This is a genomic window from Sphingobacteriaceae bacterium, from assembly GCA_002319075.1.
Lineage (GTDB): Bacteria > Bacteroidota > Bacteroidia > B-17B0 > Aurantibacillaceae > Aurantibacillus.
Genome location: NVQB01000001.1, coordinates 25,834 through 51,270, shown reverse-complemented (window position 1 = coordinate 51,270; position 25,437 = coordinate 25,834). Strand labels below are relative to the sequence as shown.

At 38.8% G+C, this 25,437-nt stretch carries 16 protein-coding genes; 15 read left to right on the top strand and 1 reads right to left on the bottom strand.

Translation table 11 applies throughout. The annotated features are described in order from the left end of the window. Positions 1–6 precede the first annotated feature (6 nt). Entirely contained in the window at positions 7–1,116 is a 1,110-nt protein-coding gene (locus tag CNR22_00180) for a hypothetical protein (GenBank protein ID PBQ30239.1), read from the top strand. Positions 1,117–1,215: 99 nt separating this feature from the next. Here the strand turns inward: CNR22_00180 and CNR22_00175 are convergent, their stop codons facing one another. Next, a complete protein-coding gene (locus CNR22_00175; protein PBQ30238.1) occupies positions 1,216–1,878 on the bottom strand; it encodes a hypothetical protein in 663 nt (220 codons plus the stop codon). Positions 1,879–2,824: 946 nt separating this feature from the next. Between CNR22_00175 and CNR22_00170 the strand changes: the two genes are divergently transcribed. From CNR22_00170 to CNR22_00105, 14 genes are all read left to right on the top strand, one after another. Continuing rightward, complete coding sequence (locus CNR22_00170) at positions 2,825–3,646, top strand: hypothetical protein (protein PBQ30237.1); 822 nt, start codon at positions 2,825–2,827, stop codon at positions 3,644–3,646. A 74-nt stretch (positions 3,647–3,720) separates the two neighbouring features. Then, complete coding sequence (locus CNR22_00165; GenBank protein ID PBQ30236.1) at positions 3,721–4,920, top strand: hypothetical protein; 1,200 nt, start codon at positions 3,721–3,723, stop codon at positions 4,918–4,920. Position 4,921: 1 nt separating this feature from the next. Beyond that, positions 4,922–5,275 (top strand): hypothetical protein, encoded by a 354-nt coding sequence (locus tag CNR22_00160; GenBank protein PBQ30235.1) that lies wholly within the window; start codon positions 4,922–4,924, stop codon positions 5,273–5,275. After that, positions 5,272–5,799, top strand: a complete 528-nt coding sequence (locus CNR22_00155) for a hypothetical protein (protein PBQ30234.1) — start codon at positions 5,272–5,274, stop codon at positions 5,797–5,799. The genes CNR22_00160 and CNR22_00155 overlap by 4 nt, the downstream gene beginning before the upstream one ends. Then, positions 5,787–6,944 carry a general secretion pathway protein GspF gene (locus CNR22_00150; GenBank protein PBQ30233.1) on the top strand — a complete coding sequence of 386 codons (1,158 nt, stop codon included), beginning with the start codon at positions 5,787–5,789 and terminating at the stop codon, positions 6,942–6,944. Before CNR22_00155 ends, CNR22_00150 begins: the two co-directional genes overlap by 13 nt. A gap of 11 nt (positions 6,945–6,955) precedes the next feature. Next, the gene (locus CNR22_00145; protein ID PBQ30232.1) at positions 6,956–7,384 is read left to right on the top strand and encodes a general secretion pathway protein GspG; all 429 of its coding nucleotides are present in this window, start codon (positions 6,956–6,958) and stop codon (positions 7,382–7,384) included. Between the two features lie 14 nt (positions 7,385–7,398). Beyond that, positions 7,399–7,890: a hypothetical protein gene (locus CNR22_00140; GenBank protein ID PBQ30231.1), complete on the top strand. Its 492-nt coding sequence runs from the start codon at positions 7,399–7,401 to the stop codon at positions 7,888–7,890. A 370-nt stretch (positions 7,891–8,260) separates the two neighbouring features. Next, entirely contained in the window at positions 8,261–11,737 is a 3,477-nt protein-coding gene (locus CNR22_00135; GenBank protein ID PBQ30230.1) for a hypothetical protein, read from the top strand. A 75-nt stretch (positions 11,738–11,812) separates the two neighbouring features. Further along, a complete protein-coding gene (locus tag CNR22_00130) occupies positions 11,813–12,358 on the top strand; it encodes a hypothetical protein (GenBank protein ID PBQ30229.1) in 546 nt (181 codons plus the stop codon). Continuing rightward, positions 12,342–13,001, top strand: coding sequence for a hypothetical protein (locus tag CNR22_00125; GenBank protein PBQ30228.1), 660 nt, complete (start codon positions 12,342–12,344; stop codon positions 12,999–13,001). Before CNR22_00130 ends, CNR22_00125 begins: the two co-directional genes overlap by 17 nt. A gap of 18 nt (positions 13,002–13,019) precedes the next feature. Continuing rightward, the gene (locus tag CNR22_00120; protein ID PBQ30227.1) at positions 13,020–18,740 is read left to right on the top strand and encodes a hypothetical protein; all 5,721 of its coding nucleotides are present in this window, start codon (positions 13,020–13,022) and stop codon (positions 18,738–18,740) included. Positions 18,741–18,763: 23 nt separating this feature from the next. Next, positions 18,764–19,483 (top strand): hypothetical protein, encoded by a 720-nt coding sequence (locus tag CNR22_00115; GenBank protein ID PBQ30226.1) that lies wholly within the window; start codon positions 18,764–18,766, stop codon positions 19,481–19,483. A gap of 69 nt (positions 19,484–19,552) precedes the next feature. After that, positions 19,553–24,118 carry a hypothetical protein gene (locus CNR22_00110; protein PBQ30225.1) on the top strand — a complete coding sequence of 1,522 codons (4,566 nt, stop codon included), beginning with the start codon at positions 19,553–19,555 and terminating at the stop codon, positions 24,116–24,118. Between the two features lie 23 nt (positions 24,119–24,141). Further along, on the top strand, positions 24,142–25,380 hold the full coding sequence (locus tag CNR22_00105; GenBank protein PBQ30224.1) for a hypothetical protein: 1,239 nt from the start codon (positions 24,142–24,144) through the stop codon (positions 25,378–25,380). The last annotated feature ends 57 nt before the right edge of the window (positions 25,381–25,437 follow it).

The following is a 25,437-nucleotide window of genomic DNA, read 5'->3' as shown; positions in this document are numbered from 1 at the left end:
TTTTGGATGCTTACGGGCGTAATGAGTGCTCAAAATCTTATTCAAAATTCTTCATTTTCAAAAGTGAATAATAGGCAGGATTCATCGCGGGTTCACCGCCTTTTACCTGGAGCATTATCGGAAGTGGAAAAATGGTATTTACCCCAATATATTCACTATGAACGAAATAAGCGTGGACCGATCGATATATATGGCTATTGCAGATATTATTCTTCGAGGGATATTAAATACATCCCAAAAGATAAAATACGTCATTATGATAATGTTTCTACCAATAGTGAGCAATTGTTTGAAAATAACAAGGGCTTTGTCGCATTACATATAGATAGGAATTCTCCTCCTTCCATTATACAACAAAGATTTGATCATCCCTTAGAAAAGGGTAGATATTGCCTTAAAATAAAATATAAATATTTGTTTTATAAATCTTCATATAATAGGCCACCATCGCTCGACATTGTTTTTTCGGATTCAGACCTAGAAGAATTTTACAATTATGAGAGATTCATTTTACCGGCAAAGATAGTGAGTGTCAGTTTAAAAGACTCAATGAATAATTCTGATGAAAATACGCCATGGCAGCAACGTTGCTTTAATATTGAGCTAAAAGGAGACGAAAAATATATTTCAGTTGGAAGTTTGCGACTTAAAGACAAGTATCCCTGGGGTAATTTTTTTATAGATGACATAGAACTGGAACCAATGCAAGATGAAAACAAATGCGCTTGTGAAGTAATAAATAAGGATTTGTCTAAACGATATTTAAAAAACTTTACGGCTGATTCCATATATGTCAGCGATACATTATCTATGTTTTCACCATCTAACAATTTTGGACACAATATGCTTTCACCTGACGCGAAAAATTACTTGAAGAATCTAATTTCATTCTTGCAAAGAAATCCGGAATATAAAATACAATTTATAGAATATGATAGGTTTCAGCTGTCCAATACCCGACCATCTCGCTACCAGCCGCTAACATACTACCTGCAATTTTTTGGGATAAGTGAAGAAAGAATTACCGCAGTATGCATGCCTTGCATTGGCCTTAACAGGATTGACTGCGGCCCAACGGCCGAATATACGAGAATTGGAATTAAATTTCATAAGTAATCTTGTAACCCCTGCCGAAGTGTAATAGTAAAGCAGTCCGGAAAACACCCTTAAAATCTTTTTATTTAAAAGATAATTTAACATTAGCCTTTACAACGATCAACTAAAATCCGCAACAGAGATTATACCATTTCTCAAAGCATATTTAAGCAGCCCAGCTACATTGTTGCATTTCACTTTGCTGTAGATTTTTGTGCGGTAAAAGTCAATTGTACTGGTTGACAAATGCAATGTCACAGCCATTTCTTTATTTGTTTTTCCGTCGCATATCCCTTTCAGTACTTCTGTTTCTCTTTCGTTAAAGTGAATTACTGTAGTGTTCTCGCGATTCTTACCCTTTAGCACAGCGTCTAAGAGTGCTTTTGAGGTAGAATCATTAAAGAAAAAGCCCTCCGTTTTCACTTGATTTATCGCTTTAAAGAGTGTTTTGATGTCACAATTCTTACTTAAAAAACTATTGGCACCACAGGCCATATAATCCGATTGCATTTGCGGAGTGGATTGGTCGCTAAGGATGATAACCTTTACTTCAGGGAAACGTCTGCGAATGATCTCAAGGGTTGTTTTTGCTTTCATCACCGGCATATCCGTGTCTAGCAGAACAACGTCAGCATGTGACGTTTTTAAGATATCTAAAACTTCTTTACCGGTTGCTGCATCTGCAACCACTTCAAACTCGCGGCTACTTTCTAAAAATACTACCAATGATTTTCTGAAAATTTCTAAACTTTCCGCTACGATGATTTTTGTTTTTTGAGCCATGATTTTGGGTTTTGTGTGTCTATATTTTGGTTGATTTATGTGTGATCTTATACAAGTTTAATGTTGATATATTTTCAAATTGTAATTATACTATTAAATTATTTTCTTTTTTTTATGAATGAGTGAATGCTTGAGACTCAGTGGTAGCCCGGAGTTCATAAAACGTTTACTATTAATAACTTCTATGTTTTTCAGGATAAAAATACCGGGTAATTACCCAGGCCTTTCTATGTAAAAACATAGTACGTGATTTATTTTGATAGAGGTCATTATAGGAGTGGTTCATTTATTACTTCTTGTTTAATGTTTCATTTTCAAATAGGTTACGTATCGATTTATACACTGTGTCTTGAAAGTTCTTGTATTCAGGCTATAAAATTCGAATGTTTTAAAAACAGGGCATGGTTGTTTTCAGTAGTAATTTTTTCTAATGAATAAGCTTTTAGGCGCCGGATTTAGAGCAAATGAACTTTGGGTTTTGTTTTTAATATTACTAAATTTTTAAATGCGAATATTTAAATACTACTAAATAACTGTTTTCTTCGACGAATTTTAATTTTTCTCCGACGAGTTCGTTTTTTTTACCTCAGTTTTTTGCGGTCTGCTAACGGTTATCGGGTATACGAAATTTTAAACGCAGTTTCTTTAAGTTTTATTGTGCCTTATTATAACCCCGAAGATTAGTGGCGCGCTGTTTTCTTAAAAAGGCGCTTAAATTTTGGGTAACGGAAGGTTAAGCAAATCGTAAACCTGCAAAAAATAGTATTTGCATAGTTTGCACTGTGTATTTACCTAGTGTGAAGAAAAAGCATGTGAAATTATGAAACTGAGAATCAGTTTATTGCTTACAATTTGTTTAATGAAGGTAAGCTACAGTCGATCTTTAGCCCCGATGCTGGCTTTTGTCCATTTCAAATCAAAACCTATTTGGACTATATTTGAGTCAATGTCTTTAAAATTCTTTCATTTTTTAGTTTTTATTCTGATAAATTTTCAGAGTGGATTGTTTTTTTCCCAACGGGCAATTGAACCACAGAAAATGAAACAATTCAATATCACCATCAATTTCGATGATTATACGGTGAAGACACAAATGCTCAGCCAGAATAAAAATCTCTCCGTTAGCAATGATAAAATCTACATGTGGTATGCCTCTCAAAAAATCATTGAAACAAAAGGCGGCTACGATGGTAGGCTTATCCACGGAATATACAGGTCGTTTTATCTTAACAATCAGCTTAAAGAACAAGGCCAGATCCATTATGGCTTAAGAAATAAGCAATGGAAATATTGGTATCCTGACGGCATGTTGAAGGAAGTGATCCATTGGAAAAATGGTGTCAAATCCGGAACCTATCTTCTCTATAACGATTACGGTCAATTGATGGCCAGGGGAAAATTTAAAAGAGATAAACTTCATGGAAATTTCTACACTTATAACGTTAACGGAAAAGTTACTGAAAAGAAAAAATACCGGCATGGAGATGAGAAGCAGCCAAAAATAAAAAATAAGCACTCAAAAAAAGAGCAGGTTAAGACGGACACCAAAGAGCGCGGGAAAAAAAGTCCATCTAAGGATAAAACAAAAAAAAGCGAACAAAAAAAGCCTTTTCTAAAAAATCTGTTTAAGCGTCACACGGTAGCAACGGATTCAAGTCAAACAAAAGAACCCTCTCGCGAAACAAATCGCAAAGAGAAAAAGACTGAAAAGAAAAAATCTTCAAAATCGGAAGGAAAGAAAAGCGAGAGAAAAAGTGTAACAACCTGAAGTGCATGTCCAAAAAGATTTATGATACACTGGTAAAGAAAAAACTAAAAGGCGGCGCTTTGTATGTTGCCATAATGGTAAGTGTTATCATTGGTATTACACTTACTTTTTTTATAATGATCGCTAATTACAATCAAAGAACGATCACAGTTTATTCGCAATCCGCACAGCTCTACTTAAATCTGAAAAGTGGTTTGCAAATAGCGCAGTCAGCATTTTTTACTGCAGAAAACAATGGAAGCTGGATGAAGAACCAGGTGAATGAAGATTCTCTCCGTGTAAGAAAAATAAATTGGGGAGCTTATAGTCTTATATCTGTTGAAACTAAAAACAGACATCATTCTCTCCATCAGTCAGGCTTGTATGGCACTTATATGTCTGCAGATACAGCTTTAATGATTTCTGATAATAGCCGGCCTGTGGGGATGAGTGGCAACATTAGTTTTAAAGCCAATTGTTATTTGCCCGCTGCTGGAACGAAGCCTGCATACATTGAGGGTCAGAGTTATGTGAGTAGCCCACAAAATGCAGCATTTACTAAAAAATCTCCCTACATGATTCCGCAGGTGAGCGCGGAGTTTTTAAAAGGGCTTCAAAACCAAATGACCCATCTTGATCTTCGCCTGGACAGTTCAGTAGGAATGTTACCCGATACTTACAAGCAATCATTTCGTCAGAAAACACTTGTATGGGAAAATGCAAGTACACATTTAAGGAATTTGCGTTTGTCGGATAATATCAAATTAGTTTGTAAAGACATTGAGGTGGATAGTAGCAATCATTTCGAAAATATTCTGATCGTCTGTAATAAGGTAAGGTTTAAAAAAGGATTTAAAGGCAAAGTCCACGTCCTTGCGAGTGATAGCATTAGTATGGAAGAAGCCTGCACCTTTGAGTATCCCTCCTCATTTGTTTTGCTTCCGGAAACGGAAACCACCGGCTTTAACTACATTGAATTTAATAAGGACTGCTTTTTTTTCGGTGGAATAGTCGCAGTGTCGCAGCAGTCGGAGAAAGCATCAAAAGTGTTTATCAAATTTCATTCTGCCGGAGAAGTGAATGGCTTTGTGTACTGTTCAGATTTTGTGCACCTCGAGGGTAAAATTAATGCTACGGTTATTGCCAATAAGCTTCTTCTTAAAACGCCGTCGGCAGTTTACGAAAATCATTTACTGAGCTGCGAAATGAACCCAAAAAAATATGCTGACCTATTGGCTATTCCGCTTGTATTTAATACGAACTCAAAAATCTTGTGTTCTGAATATTTAAATTGAGATGAAAGTAAGTCTGGCTCATAAAGTAAAAGGTAGCAGTATTGTAGAAGTATTGATAGCACTTGCTATCACAAGCTTCTGCGCAAGCCTGGCCATCATTATTTATTTAAACATTCAAAAAAGTAGTCTTCCTTTTTTTAAGGTGAAAGCAGTAGAGTTAGCAAACTTTTATATGAAGGAAACTCAGATCAAACAAAGTTTTACCGATGAGAGTTTTTCAGCCGAAGAGTTTACAGTAAAAAAAACAATTACGACTTCGGAAATGTTTCCTGACTGCTCACTTGTCAGAATCATTGTTTATGATGGAACCAAAAAAAAAATTATGGAATTAGAAAATGTAATTAAACAAAAGTGAAAGTAGCTCCAAAAAATAGGACTCATAAAAAGCTCAAAGGCTTTACTATCACTGAACTTTTAATTGTTTTAGTGCTTACGTCTCTGTCCATTATATTTTCGTATGGAACGCTGAACTACATCCAAAAAATATTTTCCGATTACAAAAAGCAAAATAGATTCTTAAATGAATTTACTGTTTTTAAAAGCAGGATGGACATGGAGTCTATAAAATCAATAAGTGTCATTGAGCAAAAGGAAAGTACTTTTGAGATCAGGCGCGACTCTTCGCTGATTGTACTGCAATTAAACGAAGAGGTTATACTCCTGAAAAAAGAAGGGGCCTGTGATACCTTTCACATCGCTGCTAAGAAAATTTCTAAGGAGTATGAACTGATGAAAAATCCTGCCTGGACAAATAAATTACTCAGCAAATTAGAATTTGAGACAGAGTTTAGTAAGCAAAAATTTTTCTTTTCTTTTAATAAGGAACATTCAGCAAGTTTTAAACTAGCATTAGAAAATTCGGGTGGATGGCAACTATAGATCTTACAAAATATGCGCAGAAGGAATCTTCAAAAACTGCACCTGAGGCTCGGGTAGGGCAGAGCCTTTCCGGAATTTTAAATAAAGAAATAAGCTTTTTCGAAAAAAAATTTGGGGCGAAAGAAAAGGAAGGATTTTATTCTGAGCTTGGTTTGCTATTATCTACGGGAGTAGATGTAAAAACGGCCTTCGAAATTATTGAAGAGGATGTCCCGAATAAAAAACACAAAGCCTTACTCGAACAAATTAAAAATGATATTATAAGCGGTTTGATGATCTACGAAGCCATTGCGAAATATCCCAAAATTTTTACGCGTTATGAAGCGCAAAGCATCAAGATTGGGGAGGAAACAGGCAAGTTGGCGGATGTTCTTACCGAGCTGGGCGCTTACTATTTGGCAGCCGTAAAGCTTAAACGCCAGATTATTGGGGTGCTTACTTATCCTATCGTGGTAATTAGTATGGCAATTCTTATTGTCTATTTTATGTTGTCATTCGTGGTACCGGTGTTTGCAGATATTTTTAAACAGACAGGAGGTGAATTGCCGCAGATCACGCAATTCCTTATCGATCTTAGTAATCAGAGCGGAACCATTTTCTCAGCTATCATTTTAATAGCGATCATGTTCGTGGTGCTGCATAAGACGCAAAGTAAAAAGGACGGCTATCGTAGATTCACTTCTGCCTTATTCCTGAAAATCCCTGTTATAAATGTGCTTATTCGCAAAGTTTACCTTGCCCGGTTTTGTCAGAGTATGAAACTTTTGTCCGGTGCAAAGGTAATGATTCACGAAGCCCTGGATCTGGTAAAAAACATGATCGACTATTATCCCATGGAAAAAGCATTAGCAGTAGTGAAACATGAGGTTATTGCTGAAGGTAAATTATTGAATGAAAGTCTGGCAAAGCATACTATCTTCCCTAAGAAATTGGTGGCACTTATTAAATTAAGTGAAGAAGTAAATGCTCCTGAAATTATCTTTGACAAGCTTTACAAACAATATTCTGATGAGATAGAGCATCAACAGGCTGTTGTAGCGAAATTAATAGAACCTCTTTTCCTTATTGTGCTTGGTCTGTTTGTGGGATTTATTCTCGCGGCCATGTATCTGCCAATGTTCGAAATGAGTAATGCAAAATTTTAATTTTTTACCACATGAAGAAGTCCAAATCAATAAACAAAAGTCTTAACAAGAAACTCAAGGGCATGACAATGACAGAAATTCTGATTGTTGTTGCCATCATTGGATTACTTATGAGTATGGCCGTTCCGAAGCTGATTCCATTAATAACGCGTACAAAATCCCTGGAAGCTCAAATGCAATTGAGACATATTTTAAATCTCGAGAAGAATTATTTTTATGTCAACTCTAAATATTCCACGAATCTTGAAGATCTGGGCTTTGAACAATCGAAACTTGTCACCGAAGATGGAAAAGCAAATTACAAGATTGAAATAGTAGAGGCCACGAATCGCTCTTTTGTTGCAAAGGCATTATCGGTAACAGATTTTGACCAGGATGGTCAATTGAACATCTGGCAGATCAACCAGGATGAGGATATGAAGGAGCTTATTAAAGACTAGCCGGAATTTATTCAATGCTGCATGTTTTTTGGTTTGCTTTAGCAATACTCGCAGGATGTATTGCTTATCAGGACTTTAAAGACCGTCTCATAAGTCTTTGGCTTATTGTTTCTTTTTGTCTCATTAATACGACACAATATTTAATGGTCTTCTCGCTGAAGGAGCTCTTAAACAATAGTTTGTTCTGCATTATTTACTTTTTATTTCTTTATGGAGCTTTGCATGTCTATTATTTCTTGAAGACAAAAAAAATTCAAACGATTATAGATGAAAAAATAGGATGGGCAGATATACTACTTGTTTTCATAATCGGCGCATGTATTGATTCGGTCTTGGTTGTTGTTTTTTTTACGGTTAGTTTCTTAATGGCTCTTTTGTTGCACCTCTTTATATTAAGGTCTTCAAGGCCTATTCCCTTTGCAGCTGTGTTAGTTATAAACTATTTGTTGTATCTAGTTGTGTATGGGGCCGCCATAAAATCATCTTGGCAAGTATTCGAATTCTAAGTCGCTGGGAGTAGACAGCAAATCTTCAATGGATATTGATTTCTTTTCATGTGTTATAGTTCTTGAGTAGATTCTCAAATTTTTTATTTCAGCGTTTGAGTTTTATTTCAATAGGGTTTGCCAATTCACTTATGTTTGGTGTAAATCCATAGCGTAGGCAGCTGGGTAAATACACAGAAAATTTTCAGTCAAAGCATAGTTTTTTTTAATTCCTTTTTATTACCCAGTTGAATTGCAGTGACTTATGAATTAAAATTTATTTCAATAGTTTTTGCCGACCGCTGGGCTCTTAAAAGTTTTAACTCTTTCACTTAAAATTGTAAAGAATTTTGACCCACACCAAATCCTTCATCATTAAATTTTTAGAAAAATGAATAAAACTATTCTTCTTGAAGTTCGGCTTTACCTGATCGTTTTTTTATTTTTTAGTGTTGCACAAATTGCTCACGGCCAGTGTTCAGGCTGCACAATTACTTATGCATCTAATACAGCGGCTAATGTCACAATCAATTCGGGACAAACAGTTTGCGTTAATGCAGGGGTAACTTGCTCAGGTATTTTTTTCTTAAATGGTGGAACTCTTTGTAATAGTGGAACCATAAATAATCTAAAATTGACAACTGGTTATGGCACTATCCATAATTTTGGGATAATACGTGGTCCTGAAAACCTCGTGTCTTTTTCTGGTAACGTTGCTATTAATTGTTATCCCACCTCTCAATTAACGTGCACATGGACTACGGTTCAGATGAATTTGATAGACAGTATCTTTTTTAATTTATACAATGATTCAAGAGTAACATTTTCTAACGGCTTGATTATCGGTTCCAAAAAAATAGTTATCAGCAATGGAAATACATATTCTGGCGCGCCGGCAAATATGAATGTGAGTATTTTCAAAACAGCGACAAATTTTATTGTCGACAATGCAGTCCTTCGACTTACAAATACTTCAAGAGGAAGGATTGAGGTGGGGGGTGATTTCAATTTGTCGGCGGGTGGCAATAAGACTGTTAGAAATGATGGTGTTATAACAACCACTGCCGCACTTAATATTTCCGGCAGTGGCGGTGGTTCTGCTAATGTCAATATAAGCAATATGGGAGCTTTAAACGTAGGAGGTAACTTTGATTGTTCGCTCACGTCTGGAACAGCTGTTGTAACGAACGGTTATACTGGACCAAACAACAACACTTTTATCGTGGGGGGAAATGTTTCTCTTTCAGCGCCCTCTTCAACTGTTACAAATGCTAATGGAATGTTAGTCACCGGAGATATGTTGATTAGCGGCGGTTCATTCGTGAATGACCGAAATATTAATGTGTCAGGTAAAATTCAAAATACTGGTGGCACAATTCAGAATAATTATATGGCTTATTCCACTAATTTTGTGAACACGAGTGGTACATCCAATAACGTCGGCTTTCTTTCAGTCGCTACGACTTTCTCTAACAATGGGGGAACCTTAAACTTGGGTAAAAAAAGCACGCTTAGTACCACTAACTATTACAATATTGCCGCTGGATCAATTAACGGACCATCTCTTACCAGTGCTGAAATTCTCAATAATGACTATGGGAGAATAATTATTCAGGCTTACTCTCAAAATTCCACAGCTGTTACAGGTTTTGTACAAGTTTTTGATTTATCCCTTAATTGCTCTACTTCTCTCAATAACTACGGTTTTGATCTTATCCAGAATCCCTCCTCAATAGGTTCTAATGTTCTGTTTACAGCCAAATGCTTCACAACAACTCCCGGTATTCTGTGTACTTCACCCATGATTGATTTAACTATTAATGAACCTGGGATGGCTATTTGTCCTGGTGACTCGGTGGTTAAATTGGGCGGTAAATTTGGATGGTATCTCTGCTTATTTCCTGTCGAGGTGCAATTTAATCCTATCACAGCAGGAGTTACTTGTACTTGGCAACCCGGCAATGTAAATACGATGTCAATGATGGTAACTCCAACTGTTACCACGGTTTATACGCTTTCACTCAACTATCAAAATTGCACATATGTAAGAACAGTTACCGTAACCGTTAGAACAGATTGTCCCGAAGAAATTATTGGTTGTTGTTTGAGTAATTATGGAGCTGCAGTTTGGGTAAATGATGCGACTACATACCTCAATGTATATTGTAATCTGATTAATGAAGTAGGTTATGTTTATGGTGTTCAAGGTGGATTCTTCGAAAGTCGCTCAGGTACTATAAGGGTTCTTTTAAATTGGATTCATAATGGTAAAAACTCTTTGTATTATGCTTCTTTACCTTTCGGACCCTTACCCCTCGATCTCTCGCCATATTTCGGTCCTCTTCTTGGAGTAACTTCCTTCTTTGGCGGTGATCAAAAAATTAAAGGAAATAGTAAGACTTATTTCAATAATCTCTCGCTCGATGGTAATGGCACAAAATCTATTTGGATAGATGAAGTGGATGTAGGGTATTTGAATTTGTCGAGCAACATATTGGGGATTCAAAATTACCTTTTCTCAATGAAAGAAGCCACTGCTGCAATTACCCGTACCGGTGGCTACGCTACTACAGATCTTTCTGGATACTTCTCAAGGAAAATGGCTACTGCATATTTCAAACTACCCTACATGAGCTATCTGTTTCCTCTGGGTGCCTCTGCAACGGCGACAAGTTCGTTGAGATACCGACCACTGGTAATTTCAATCAACTCACCAACTCAGAACGATGAGATCAGTGCCAATTTTATGAATGTGACGCAGTCATCTTCAACGGATCCTGTATTCGTGAATACAAATACGACCGTTACAAATAATATAAACTCTCAGTCACCCAGTGTAATTCAAATTAATCATAGTTTTTATCATAAAATAAAGCACACAGATCTTACTCCCGTAATATCCGATTTAGCTTTGAAAAGCTACTATGCTACTGCAGATGGATACTATCAAAGTATTTCTGAATGGGAAAAGAATCCAAACGCGTCTTATGATTGGTGGGGCACAACTCCAGGATCATCTGCATCTACAGTAATTTCCAGCGACCCTGGTACAGCTGGTCTTGTCTATGCGCAGACAAGTGGTACTCTAAATTTTCAACACAGTCCTTTTTCTTTAGCAAAAGGTGGTTTTTACATCAATACAAACGCATTTGCCGGCGGCTCAGGTATAACTCCGGGAAGTATGATTACTGTTACCGCAACCAATACTGGCGGCGGAACACACACCGGAGGTGGCTTGGGAACTTCCTTTGGAACAGGTTCCAATAGTGGTAATAATGGGGGTGGAGGCAACACTGTTTTTGCACCGACGCCGGTTGCAGGTACTTATGTGATGAACATCACACCTCCAAATACATGTGCTTTTCCGGGCAAAATAAAATTTGTAATTGATCAAAATGGAAATATCAGTCCTGCAACACTTGAATACGGGGTCTTAACAGGTTCTTTGAGTTCAGGTTTTCTTGGCCAACTCTCAGAAGAAGTTTACACGATCGACCAAGTCAATACAGGACTTATACTTAAGTCTTCGCCTCGTGAATTATTAAAAAGCTGTGTCAACTCTGTTACAATTAGCACAACCACCAATGCTGATTACGTTTTGAGCTCAACCATTACACCGGCCGAACGTATAGAGGTTAAACTTCCTACGGCAACAACCCCGGCAACGATTACTTATGGGCAATTCAAGATTTACGATGCGGCATCCTACTTGGTGCCGGTAACCAATTCTAATCTGGCGGCTGGTACAAACACTATAATTCCAAGCTCGCCACTTGTTCCTGGCGTATATCGCTTCGAACTTTTGGTTACTGCATCCTCTTCGCCTCCTCTCAATGAGATTATTAAGGGACAATTTATAGTTAAATGATGAGGGAAAACTGGTTATAGGAAAAAGAAACTTAAGATAAATCTTATACAAAATTAAAATATAAAATAATTAGATATGAAAAATTCGGGAGTTATCGCACTGGTGATAAGTGTTGTGTTGTCAATATACGTTTTGGTCGCTAAAAATTTTAATTCGGAAGCAAAAAAAACTGGGGTTGTACAAATGGAAAAGCTTGTTTATGAATTTAAAGGTATGAAGGAAGCGGGTAAGAAGTACCAGATCAAGTTAACGTCCTGGCAGTCGCAATCTGACTCTCTGGAAACAAGATTGAATGAGCTTTACGATGAAATTAAAATGGATTCTATCAATAGGAACGCAGGAAAGCTCGCACGAGATCTGAAAAAATTCGAATATTTCAAATATTCTTATTTGGAATATGCCAAGCGAATGGAAGAGAAGTCAAAGGAAGAGGACCGGCAAATGACATTAGGCGTGATTAATCAAGTGAATGAATACATCAAAATGTATGCTGAGAAAGAAGGGTTTGATATTATATTTTGTAATGGCCAGGCTCCGAGTGTGAGCTACTGCAAGACACAGCTCGATGTAACTCAAAAAGTTCTTGAATTTTCTAATCTTAAGTATGATGGTGTTAATTAGTCACACAATGAAATTCCACGGGGTTACAAAATTTTTTATCTGCTCACTGCTGGGTATTTGTATGTCTTCCTGCAAGTCAGTGATTAAAGATCCTAAGCTTTACTACAGCTATCTTGAAAACCCGGCGAATGGTTTGGTTAAAGAAAAAACAGTTGCTGGTATCAAACTAAAAGTGAAATATCTACCCTTAGACTATCTGGCATTTAATTCTTTAGATAAAAAAAAGTTTCTGACTCAGGCCGCTAAGGACAGTGTTATGAAAGCTTTCGACAACTCTCTCACCTTTATTTTAAATATCGGCCCTTCCCAAAACGAAAGTTTCGATGTAACCCGTGTCGGCATCGACAACTATGGTGAGTTTGCGGAGAGGGTGGAAAGAATGTCTTTCCAGGCCCAGGAATGGATTACTATTAAGATAGGTGAAAAAATATTCCGGCCGGTTCTGGCGCGAATGGAAAATCTGAATGCGCTAGAGAAAAGTAGAAATTTTATTATCGTTTTTAATTCTAAGGAAATCATGGAGGAAGAGGGTGTAAATGATCAGATGTGTTTTATCTACAACGATGAATTATTTGATATAGGAACAAACAAGTTTGTTTTCCAGATGAATGATATCAAAACTACTCCAGAACTCAAATTTTAATAACTCATTACAAATACCATGAGAAAAACATTAGTGAAGTTACGTCACAGCAGAACAAAAAGAATTATTTCCGCTTTCTTACTGTTGAATCTAATTGCAGAAATCGTTGCGCCCACGATAGCAGTAGCCCTAACATCCGGGCCATCCCAGCCTGAATTTGCCAGCTTTGAGCCGGTTGCTACAACCGATATGGTAAACGATTTCACGGGAGACTTTACTTACAATTTGCCTGTATTAAGTATCCCTGGTCCTGACGGAGGAGGATATTCCATGTCATTATCTTACCATTCTGGGGAGTCGGCAGAAGCAGAAGCTTCCTGGGTTGGATATGGGTGGACACTTAATCCAGGTGCTATCAATAGAAATAAACGAGGCTTTGCAGACGAACATAACGACATCGATGTAATTAAATACAATAAGACAAGGCGCAACTGGACGCAGTCAGCCAGGTTCGACTTTAATATGGAATACAATAGCAGCGACCAAAGGGGAGAAAAGGGTGAAGGAGCAGCGAAAGCTATGCAGAAAATTAAGAAAAAGCTTAATTTGAGTTCGCTTGGCGAAAATGATGCAGGTGGCGACAATAACGATCCTGCTGATATCTCTATTTCGTTGGCCCATACAGTCCGCTATAATAATTATTCCGGCTTTTCAATAGCTAACGGTTTTGGAGTGACCATCTTTGGCCTGGTTGGGGTAAATATGAATAGGTCGGGTGGACAAAACACTTATGGATTCAGTGTAAATCCTAAAACACTCGTTAGAATGACTTCTCAAAAGAAAGCTGAAGAGAATTACAAGAAGATGAAAGATGCCTATTCAACTAACAATTGTTTTAAACAATACCCGTATCGCCTGAAGGCAAAATTCCTTTCGAGTGCTTACAATATTCAGTCATTTCAGGCACCACAGTTATCTTATTCCATTGCGAAATACGACGCCGCGGCATGGAGATTTTCGGGCTCTGTAAGATTAAACCCTTTCGTTGCACCGATCGGATTTCAGGTAGGTATCGCCGGCGACATGAGTGTGCAAACGACCAAGGATCAAGAAACTCTCAAAGGTTATGGCTACATGTTTAGTAACAAATCAACCCAGGACGTGGAAGATGGTGTACTTCTGGACTACATGATTGAAAAGGAGAGCACGTTTGATAAACACGACAAATACCTTGGTATTCCTTTTAATACAGCAGACTATTTTTCAGCTTCGGGCAATAATGTGTCGGGCGGTTTTCGGATGCAATTCGATTCTATCGGAACATATTATCCTAATCTCGGTGAAAACACTACAAAAATAAGACATCTAAGTATAGAATTGGGAATTGGAAATCCCTTTTCGATAGGAACAGATCTCGGAATTGGAAAATCGAAGCTGGAAGTAAACGGTAAATGGAAGAAAAACGACAATATGCACAACCAGTGGGGTAAAGTCAGTCCCAAAATGCGCTTTACGAACGACAAAGGAGGCGAGGTAAGATACAATCAAACAAATGGCTACAACTATTCTGGTGTGTTGAACAGCAAAGTGGATCTGGACAAAAATTTGTCAATGCCCTTGGAATATGAGTTAGCAGTCGATGCTGACAGAAAACGAAGTTCGTCGAATATAAAATATGCATACGATGCTGGTGAAAAACATATCACCGGAATCGAAATTACAGACAAAGAAGGAGTAGTGAATAATTACGGCAGACCCGTATATACGCGCAACGAATTTAATCTTACTATTGACGTTGACAAGCCTCAGGATACCAGTCACACCGTTCTAAATCCATTGTATTATACTGATCCCCTGCTTAATCACACCGCTGTTGGACAAATGGTGGAATCAAGCTATGCCAGTACCTATTTGTTATCTAGTACAACAACCTACAATTACGTCGATGCCGATGGAAATGGCAAGCCTTCTGAGAATGATTTCGGAGGCTGGACCAAATTCGGTTACAAGCAGGCTTTGAATGGTCAACTTTATAGGTACAGGGCTCCTTACAATGGCTTGTTTTTCGACCATGGACGCTTGGTGTCAAAAAATGATCAAAGAGGTTCTATGTCATCGGGTGAAAAAGAAATTTTTTATCTAAATTGTATAGAAACAAAATCCCATATAGCTTTTTTTGTAACTGATCAAACAACATCAGCAAACTTTACCAGCGACTTTCCGGAGGCTGATTATCCGTTTTTGTATGTTAATAGCATCCCGCTTGCTTCGGTAATAGCGAATATCGAAAAAGCAACTGCTCCTAGAAAGGATGGTCTGGATGCCGCAGCTATTGCAGCAGGCAAAGATATTGCTGCCAATAGCAGAACGGCTAAAGGTACTCACAGGCTTCAGAAATTAGAAAAAATTGTCCTATTTTCTAAAGCGGATCTCAAATATCCTGTCACTACAACTTATTTCGAATACGATTACTCCCTCTGTAAAGGACTTCCAAATTCTGAAGATGCTTCTGGTAAGTTAACGCTGAAGCGCCTCTGGACAGAATCGAACGGAATCGTAAAAAGTCAGATAGCGCCTTACCAGTTCCACTATGAGTATTTTCACAATTATCCTGATCATATTAAAACGAAGTACGACTGGGCCAATGAATTCTCAACTAAATACACAGATTTTGATCAAAAACAAAATCCAAATTACAATCCCAAAAATGTAGACCCGTGGGGTGCTTACATGGTGGATGGTGTGGAAAGGTTCGGGCTCAAAAAAATCGGTATTTCTCAAAAAGCAAACGCGGATTTTGAGCCTGCACCCTGGCAGTTGAAACGTATTCAACTTCCGTCAGGCGGAGAAATTCACATTCATTATGAGCAGAAAGACTATAAAAAAGTTCAGAATGAAAAAGCAACTGCCTTAGTGAGCATCAAGGAAGTAATAGAAGATGGATACAAATCCAATGAAAGTGAATATGTAATAAATACCGAAGATCTTGATGTTACAGATGCTGCTTCTTATTTGGAACAATTGCAGGATTATTTCTTACAAGCGGATCCTAAACCACGTTTGTATTTTAAATTCTTATATAATTTTTGTGGTTCGCAAACTCCCTATTTCAAAATTGCAACTCAGGAAGTCGAATACATCACTGGGTACACAACAGTTGATTCCATAACAGCCGTAGGTTCAGATATACACTTTCACCTTGGCCAGAAAAAGAAAAAGAAAAATAAAGAAAAAGATAGAAGGGACAAAACACTTCCGCGCTACGCCTGCTACCAGGAACTCTTAACAAACGGTGGCCGCAGTCTTGGAACGGGCGCAAGGGATTACGTCAATGATGATGTTGATAATGAACCGTATGCTCAAGATCCAAAAAAAATTGGGAGAGAAAGGGTTCTCCCGAACACTGTCAATATGTTTAGGGACTGGATAGACCGGGAAGTTAAGAATGTTAAGAGGAAAGACGCCTGCAGGACTTTCAATAAAGATCTGTCATATTTTCGAGTGCCTGTGTTTAACGCGAAAAAAGGCGGTGGACTCAGAGTTTGCAGGCTTTTAAGCTATGATCCGGGAATGGAGTCTAATCAGGGAGATGCTTCTGTTTTCGGATCAGAATACTTTTATAAAACGGATTCTGGCGAAAGTAGTGGCATCGCTACGAATGAGCCTACTGAAATGAGAGAGGAAAATGGTTTGGTGTCCTACATGGACAGGAATGAACAATTCTGGCTCGACAGGATCATGAACGGACGCGATACCAAACAATACGAAGGCCCTTTAGGTGAAAGTTTATTGCCCTCAGCCGAAGTAGTGCATTCGCGCATCGTCATAAAAAATATCCACAGTGGAAAATCGACTACAGGTTTTGTAGTCAATAAATACTTTACACCCAGCGATGGCTATGAAATGAAGGTTGGATATTCAACGATTGAAAGAAAAGGCGCGAGCACGTACCGTAAGTTCGGCTTGCAGATTCCTCTCGGACTTCTTGATTTCAATATAGCAAAAGCATGGATAACACAGGGTTTCATTTTTACTCTCAATGATATGAGTGGCAAACTGCACAGCAAAACAGTTTATCCGGGCGTTTATGATGCTGCAGATTTTGCAAATGGACATCCACCAGTCGCATCTAACCAAACACTATACAATTATACCGCATTGCGCGAGCAAGTTAAGACTATGACCTATGATCACAATTCAAATACGTTTAAAAACGCTACGCTTAGTCCTGGAACAGAGGAAGACTATACAGTTTTCGAGACCAACGTAAAGGAAAAAACTACTGATCTCTCGGTAGAAATCGATCTTAATATATACTGGGGACCAATTGCACTTCAGCTGGGCCTGCCTTGCCCAACTTTTAACTATGACTTAAAAATGCTACACCAGCACGTAACATCGAAGGTCGTGCACTTGGCAACGCATCTCAGGTCGGTTACCAATATTAATAACGGTGTCGAACAAACTACAGAGACTCTCGCTTATGATAATAATACAGGAGATCCTGTTCTAACTTGTACTTACGATGGGTATATGAGCCCTGGCCAAAAAATTAAAACAGTTGGTGATATCTCACAAAAGCATGAGGGATATTATTTCTCTCTCAATATTCCGGCTTCCTGGATGTATTCATCTATGGGACAAAAAAGTGCAAGTGCTCTCAATACAAACCAACTCACAACGATGGCAGGAAATGTGGTAACTTATGGATCAAACACTTTGTATGACCATGTAGTGGCAGGTACCAATTGGTCGCCGGTTTCGAATCCTCTAACAAATGTTGTAAGTGCTACTGCAACAGAATTTTTGAACAACTGGTTCGCTGATTTTGACGAACATCCGTTATCCGTGGCGCCCCAACGAGACAGAGCTAATGATTTTTATTATCCCAGTCAGACCTATGTATACAGGGCCGATGTAAAGAGCGCAAACGACCCAACCGGAAAAATCTATTCTGCCGGTGTCTTTTCAAATACTCCATTCAGTTTCTACGATTGGTCAACGCAAACTCCCCCCTCCAATTGGTACTCCGCCAGTCAGATAGCGCGGTATTCCCCTAATGGTTATCCTTTAGAAGAAAAGGATGCGCTTGACATTTGGTCGTCAGCGAAATTTGGCTACAATCATACTCTACCTGTCACTGTAGCTCAAAATGCCAGGTATACAGAAACAGTATTTAAAGATTTTGAACAAGGAAGTGCTTCAAATCCTAATATCAATAGAAAAATCGCGCACAGTGGATTATGTTCGCATGATTTGATAGCAGGTTCTAAAGACACTTTCGCAACTGCATTTCCCGTAGAGGTTAGTAGGGGATTAGCCGTAAAAGTTTGGCTCAGAAGTATGTTGAGTGAATCACCGAACAATATAAATTATGGTTTGAAAAATCCAAATCCTAAACTAAGTGTAATCATCGGATCTTCCCCGGTAAAAGTCCTCATGAAACCTATCGCGCAAACGGGCGAATGGACTTTATATAGTGCTGAGATCAAGGATTTCTCGGCTTTGCAAATCCAATCTGGCGTTCACGATATCAAATTGGACTATTTGCCTTTAACAGGAGAAACAGTATATGTCGACGATTTCCGGGTTCAACCGCTCGATGCCTCTATGAATTGTTCCGTTTACTATCCTGATCACAAATTGGCGGCGCAATTCGACGATCAGCATTTCGCTGTGTTTTATGAATACAATGAGAAAGGTTTATTGATCAGAAAAAGCATTGAGACTGAAAGAGGAAGGAAAACATTGCAGGAACAACAATATAACACACCACTCAAAACAAGAACCATATGGTAAGATATTTTTTTATTTTCCTTCAGATGTTTACGGTAAGTCTTATCGTTGCTCAAACTGAAAACTGCATTGACGACATCAAACGCTGCGAAAGGCTCATGGATTTTCAAGCAGATTCGTTATTCGCTGAAAAAAATCTGTATGTGAATTATGTAGTTAAGGCTACCAACTGGGAAGATGAAACTACGGTTTCTAATGTTCAAATGCATAGAAAGAAAGATCAACTTCATTTTTTTTCCGAACAGGTCAGTATATACAGCGATAGTAAAGAAACAGTAATGGTTATGCCGTATCAAAAAGTACTTATGGTAAGCTCAATTGAAAATCAAAAAGCCAATAATAAAAACATCGGCGACAATTTTATAGAATTAAAAAAGGCTTTTTTAGAAAGTTGTGAAGTTGTGAAGTGTGAAAATATAACTGATGGTGTAAAGATTATTGTGCTGAAAAACAATCCTGAGAAGAATGATAATTCATTATTAAGAATAACGGAAATGACATACGAGCTTAATCCTAAGCTAGGGACTGTAATCAGTGTTAAGATAAATTATACCACTGATTATAAGGTTAAAGAAATTACAACCACCTATAAGGAGTATTCGGAAGAGTCAAGCTACGATTTTTTACCTGTTAAATCATACATATCTGATAGGAAGGGTAATCTGCTGACGAAATTTAAGGATTACGAATTTATCGACAACCGCGAAGAAGTGGCAAGTGCAAAAAAAAATTCACAAAAAAAATAATCACTAATTAAATAGCGTATGAAGAAATTTATTGGTATTAAGCTAATCGTTCTATATTGCTTGCTTAGCATGTCTGCGGTTGCTCAGGTAAGTCCCAGTTATACTGCCATTGCCGGATCGGTGCAGGGTGTGAATGGCGGTGGAACTAATTTTGCTACAACTACTATTAATTTTCCAGTGACAGATAAACCTGGATCTCCTTCCGTTCTTAGAGAAAGGAAGAAGTCGGCAAAATTATATTTTAAGCTCGATTTGGGGAATAGTTACGTCAAGCAAACTACGGGGTGGAATTTTAAGGTGGTTGTTAATCTCTCCTACAAATTTGGTACAAATTCACCTACTTCGAAAACATTTTCAATAACAACCAATGAGCCGGAAGTATTAAAGATTGATGATGTGCTGCCCTCCTTTGCATCTGTATCAGATCCATTTTATGCTACTGTAAACTCAGTTACTATTAATGATGGCAATTCAACCCCGGCTAACCTTACGGGACTAATTAAAAATTATGTGGAACAAAATTTAAGATTATCCATCACGCTTGCTCGGCAGTATGATGTAGACGTGAGATTAGCATCGGCTTTCATGCCTGCTGTGGGCCCCATCCCTTTACCCGTTTCTATTGCAGGGCGGTTGGTGACCTTTAGCTGGCAGCCAAATAATAGTGTGGCATCCTACCCGAATTATGAATTACAAATTCTTAAACTTGAAAATCGGGATGATACTTATAAAAATGATCAGGATAAAATTTCTACATCTATTGATTGGTCTAAAGCCTTACGTGTAGAAACTCAGTCTCCTGAAACATCAATTGACCTTACTGTAGCTGAAGGAACGGGGTTTTATATCTGGAGAGTGCGTCCCATCGGTAATTATTTTGATGGCGGTATTGCAAATAGTGAAAATTATGGTGAATGGAGTGCTACTGTAACTAATCCGGCGACGAATTTAATTCTTGATAAAACAAATCACTCACCTTCATCATCATCTGACCCACACATCTTTTATTTTATTGATCCTGATAAAGATTTTAATTGGATTTATTCGAGGGTGTTTACAGAAGGTGACAACAATAGTCTGAGTAATCCCACAGGAGTGAAAACAAGCGAGGGCATAAGTTATGCAGACGGACTTTTAAATGCTCGTCAAAATCAAAAGTACAATAGTTCAGAAAATACAAATATTGTTTCCCAAACATTACTTGATTATTCGGGCAGACCCGCAATGGTCACAATGCCGGTGCCCGTAGCAGGTGGCCTGAGTGGATACAAAACAGGCTTTGTAAAAAATCAAAGCGGTGACCTTTATACAGCTGAACAATTTGATGCCGATAGCAAGCTCAGCGATCCCGACAAAGTAGAAGACGCAACTTCTGCTTACAAGTACTATTCTGATCAGGCTACTACCAGTCCTATCAATTCTAACGTGGCCAGTGCTGAAGGATATCCCTTTAAACGCACCGTTTTTGAGAGCGATGGTTCGGGGCGTGTAAGAGAAGAGTCGGGGGTAGGTAAGGCGCATTCATTGGGTACACAGGTAACCGGACAAGGACGAACTCTGCGTATGCAATATGGTACAGCTTCAGACGATGAGCTAATATGGCTGTTTGGGGAGGAAGCTCCTCTTGGAAAGTCAGTAATTAAAACCATTACAACTGATCAAAATAACGTTCAATCTATTACTTATACATCTAAGGAAGGGCATACGATCGCTACAGCCTTGATGTCTTACAGTACCGCAGAATTATCTGCTCTAAGCAATCCCACAACGTCTTTAATTATAAAGAATGAGATAAACGAAAATGTATTTACGAGTGATAAAATAACCAGTTCAAAACGCATAGCAATTCCCACAGATAATACCACACTAACACTCAGTTACGTGAAAGAGAATATATCCTCAGGAAGCGCAGGATGTGTTTCGGGTGATTGCAACTTGAGAATGCGATTCATTTTAGTAGATTTAGACAGGAGTATAACTTACATAAGTGATGCAAGTTCACTAACACCTCAGTTCGAAAACTTTATTTCCACACCAAGTTTTACATTCCCTTCGAGCTGGCGTTTCGCGAGTACAGGCACAGCGCCTGTTTATATATATCCAACAGGCTCTTTAGGTGCAGTTAACCAGATAACTTTAAATGCTGGTTCGTACATGCTTGTTAAAGAAATGTTCTCGGCAAACAGTGCAAAATACGCCGATAGCCTTCTCATAGTCGAAAATGAAAAAACCCGTATCGTATATGAAACGCTCATTGAAAAAATGCAGGATGTAAATAGTCCCGCAACTTATACAGCTTTCACTGCGTTTATGTCTACGCTTACCGCTATGGTAAATAATTACAATAGCGTTACTCCGTCTCCAACGGTCACCTCAAGCGATTTAATGCTCTTCCTAGAAATAGACCCTTCTGATGTTCCGCCTGGTTTTCAATTTCCGCACGCTGCCGATTTTGATTTACAATCTATTTCCACATCTACGGATAATCCCTCAACCAGCGATATACAAATTTCTTCCTCTTGTTGCGGAACTATCAAAGTCCCGATTCCAAAAAAGCCTGCCTGTTACATCTGCGAAGGTTCGCCGGAAATCGCTTACGCAAATTCAAACACTCTAACAATAAGCTCAATGACTTTGGCTAATGCAAATGCTACCGTAGGAGCAATAATACCTTATGGAGTGGATGATTTTAAGGATAATAATAATTGGAGCGCTGCGAGTACTGATGAAAAGAGAGCGGCTGTGGGTACCGTGGTTGAGAGAGAATTTATAACCCCACTCAAAGACAGAATGACGGCAGAGGGTATGAATCCAGCCACTGACTTGTGGAAGATTGCACCTGGCTTTAATTACAGTAGCCTCAACTTTATGATTACCAATATGCTTATTTCGCAATACTACACGGGCAGTGCCATGCAACACACTAACGGTACATGGTATGCAGCAACTAAAGATGCTTCGGGAAGCTATAGTTTGACGGTACCTGTTACCAGTCTGGTTAACGAATATAATTACCCTTGTAAAGGCGTCTATGAGTCATGGACACAGTCTGTAGATTTATTTAACGCCTATGAGGCAAGTGAGGATGGCGATGCTATTAATGTTTACAATGATAACGATGGATCAAATTCAGCTCAGGATAACGGGGACGATGACGATAACTGGGATATGAAAAATGGATTGATGAAAAAGTGGTTGAAGAAAAAAATAAGCCAGGAGATGAACGAATTCAAAGGCAAGAAGGAGGCGGAAGTTTCACAATCCCGCCAGGAAGCAGCAACAAGTCTACCCGCAACTTTTCTCACGCTCGCTCCTCCGCAATATGCTGCCATCATTGATGGTTCGGATTTAGCAACCCATATCAGCAGTCTGGGTGGCATTTATCCTGACGAGTATTTGTATTCGTATCCAACCGCTCCGCACGACGGAAGTCCGAGTATTTACACCACTGTGGTTACAAATGCCGCTAATACAACAAGTCTGAATCATCTTTACGCTCCCTTATTGTTTTCGGTGAATCCTTCAGGAAATCCTGTATTAAAAACCTACACCTGCAACTCAGTTAGTAACTATGAACTGTATTATCCCTATGTTATAAAGCCGGAATGGATGTTTAAATACTTTGTTTATAACGTCTTTGAAAACGGTTCAACTTCGGGATTCCGGAGCGATTTTGATGTCTTGCTTCCGCATCAGGTGAATCTCGACCTACTTTATAAATACAATAACCCGATAAGTTATCTTTCTTCGAGTATTACTTTATCGACAGGTCTTTGTGACGAGCTTCCTGTGAGTACTTACTCCTCCAGTGCTGCTTCATTCACCGTAGAATATACGCATCGCAATTGGACCTCGTCAGAGCGGAAAACTTTCTACTCAAATATCGCAGGAGCACCTAAGTGCTATGCAAACAAAGGTGTCGACGCAACAATTTCAAAAGACAACTACTTCGAACCCACCGGCCAGCTTCCTACCTGCGCAAGCAAAACGGAATTGATAAATCAAGCCGTTATACACCTGGAAGAGCACATCGCAGCCTTAAAAGATAAGGCCAATGCTTTTCGCGAATCCATCGTGAACGAGCTTATCAGTTCCTGTTATACCATTGTTCCCTGCAAAACGGGTCCAGGTCAGATAACAGATAAGGAAATCGACATCATGGTTAAAGCAGTTGTAGCAAGCGCAACGGCTCAGGTAAATGCAATAAAAAATTCTGTTCTAAGTATTACGGTGGTTCCTTCTAATTCTGTAGCCTGCTCAGTACCTCCCTCTTTTACAACAACAAGTTATTTCGATGGACTCTGTAATCTTCCGGCCTGTTCTCAAACCGATTGCAAGCTAATTGTTTACTACAATGATAACAGCCTGAATATAGTGGACAGTAGAAAAATTTTAATCAGGTTTTTTGCAGAGTGCGACCAGATGCTTCTAAACATGATGGAAACCGGGAGTTTCCTGCCCTACATTCCGCCCTATGGAGCTTGTTCCGGCAAACCCGCCAAGGAATGGCGGAATGGTTCCTGCACCGAACCTTCACCAACTGCACCTTGCACCTACGGCGAAAAAACAGGTTGTCCCACAACACAATTCAGAACGTACTCTAAAACCTACCCGGTAACTGCAACAGGAAATTAAAAAATTAAAAAATAAATAGAAATATGAAAACAGTAAATCTCAAACTTAGCATTCTCCTTTTGTTGCTTATTGGCTCGCTTGTAAATGCTCAAACCACCGAAGGGGTTTCAATTAAAACAACACCTTCAGCGCCACATTCTTCAGCCATGCTCGATGTCGAGAGTACTACAAAAGGTCTATTAATTCCCAGGGTTTATCTTACCGGAATCAGTAGTTCCTCACCGGTAGTGAGTCCGGCTCTTGGCTTAATGGTATTCAATACAAATACTACCACCACAGGTATGGAATCAGGGTTTTATTATTGGGAAGTAGCCCCGACCGGACATTGGGAGAAAATGAATTCGCCAACACTTTGGACAAAGTTTTCTCCAACTTCAAATCATATTTACAATACACTTGGGCCCTTGGGTAAGGTAGGTGTTGGTACCCATGCGTCAGCACCTGTTTATAATTTTGAAGTGCGATCTGACACCAGTCAGCACAATGTCCTTTTTCAAAGTAATGGAAATGAGCTTCGCTGGGGCTCAAGAGATTTTAACGGCGAGATTGGTGCGGGACCTGTAAATGCTCTTGTGCAAAAATCAGGTACGCTAACCGTGGGAGGCTGCTCCCCGTATGTGCACAGAGGTATGCGTCTTGTCCAATTGTATGAACCAGGCGATTGGGGTTTTGGTGTTACTTCCTGGGAAAAGTGTAAAGGGGCCACTGGAAATACAGATATTGAAGTTTCCAAGAATCATCTAGGGATTCATACGAGCACTGGCGATATTACAATTAAATCGCAGAATAACGTAATCCTCACAAATGAGGGTATTGGCGGAGGCACCGGCACAGGAAGTATTTATTTCAGGGGAAAATCAGGCATCTACTTTCAAATAAATGGTGGAACACAATATAGCTTCGCGGGAGGGGCCTTCACTCCACCGTCTGATTCCACTCTTAAAAAAAATATAGCAAATGAAGGTCCGGTCTTATCGAAATTACTTGCCCTGAAAACGGTGACGTATAAATACAAAGATGATCCAACAGGAGAGGTTCATCATGGTTTAATCGCCCAGGACGTTGAACAGCAGTTTCCTCATTTTGTTCCGGAATTGAAAATTTTTGATAGAGATAGTACTGGTAAGTATTTAGAAACGTATCAGATTAAAAAAGGTGTTCAATACCATTCAATGACATCTACTCTTATAAAAGCAATCCAGGAACAACAAGTGATGATCGAAGCCTTAAAAGCCCGCATTGTAGCCCTGGAAAGCAAATAAGCCCCTGGATTGAAGTTGCAGTACCCGAAATATTTAGTAGTGTAGAATTAACGAAAA

Excerpts from the sequence above, each read along its gene's own strand:
- CNR22_00180 (PBQ30239.1), top strand. The coding sequence starts at position 7 with ATGCTTACGGGCGTAATGAGTGCTCAAAATCTTATTCAAAATTCTTCA.
- CNR22_00175 (PBQ30238.1), bottom strand. The coding sequence starts at position 1,878 with ATGGCTCAAAAAACAAAAATCATCGTAGCGGAAAGTTTAGAAATTTTC.
- CNR22_00170 (PBQ30237.1), top strand. The coding sequence starts at position 2,825 with ATGTCTTTAAAATTCTTTCATTTTTTAGTTTTTATTCTGATAAATTTT.
- CNR22_00165 (PBQ30236.1), top strand. The coding sequence starts at position 3,721 with ATGGTAAGTGTTATCATTGGTATTACACTTACTTTTTTTATAATGATC.
- CNR22_00160 (PBQ30235.1), top strand. The coding sequence starts at position 4,922 with ATGAAAGTAAGTCTGGCTCATAAAGTAAAAGGTAGCAGTATTGTAGAA.
- CNR22_00150 (PBQ30233.1), top strand. The coding sequence starts at position 5,787 with ATGGCAACTATAGATCTTACAAAATATGCGCAGAAGGAATCTTCAAAA.
- CNR22_00145 (PBQ30232.1), top strand. The coding sequence starts at position 6,956 with ATGAAGAAGTCCAAATCAATAAACAAAAGTCTTAACAAGAAACTCAAG.
- CNR22_00140 (PBQ30231.1), top strand. The coding sequence starts at position 7,399 with ATGCTGCATGTTTTTTGGTTTGCTTTAGCAATACTCGCAGGATGTATT.
- CNR22_00135 (PBQ30230.1), top strand. The coding sequence starts at position 8,261 with ATGAATAAAACTATTCTTCTTGAAGTTCGGCTTTACCTGATCGTTTTT.
- CNR22_00130 (PBQ30229.1), top strand. The coding sequence starts at position 11,813 with ATGAAAAATTCGGGAGTTATCGCACTGGTGATAAGTGTTGTGTTGTCA.
- CNR22_00125 (PBQ30228.1), top strand. The coding sequence starts at position 12,342 with ATGATGGTGTTAATTAGTCACACAATGAAATTCCACGGGGTTACAAAA.
- CNR22_00120 (PBQ30227.1), top strand. The coding sequence starts at position 13,020 with ATGAGAAAAACATTAGTGAAGTTACGTCACAGCAGAACAAAAAGAATT.
- CNR22_00115 (PBQ30226.1), top strand. The coding sequence starts at position 18,764 with ATGTTTACGGTAAGTCTTATCGTTGCTCAAACTGAAAACTGCATTGAC.
- CNR22_00110 (PBQ30225.1), top strand. The coding sequence starts at position 19,553 with ATGTCTGCGGTTGCTCAGGTAAGTCCCAGTTATACTGCCATTGCCGGA.
- CNR22_00105 (PBQ30224.1), top strand. The coding sequence starts at position 24,142 with ATGAAAACAGTAAATCTCAAACTTAGCATTCTCCTTTTGTTGCTTATT.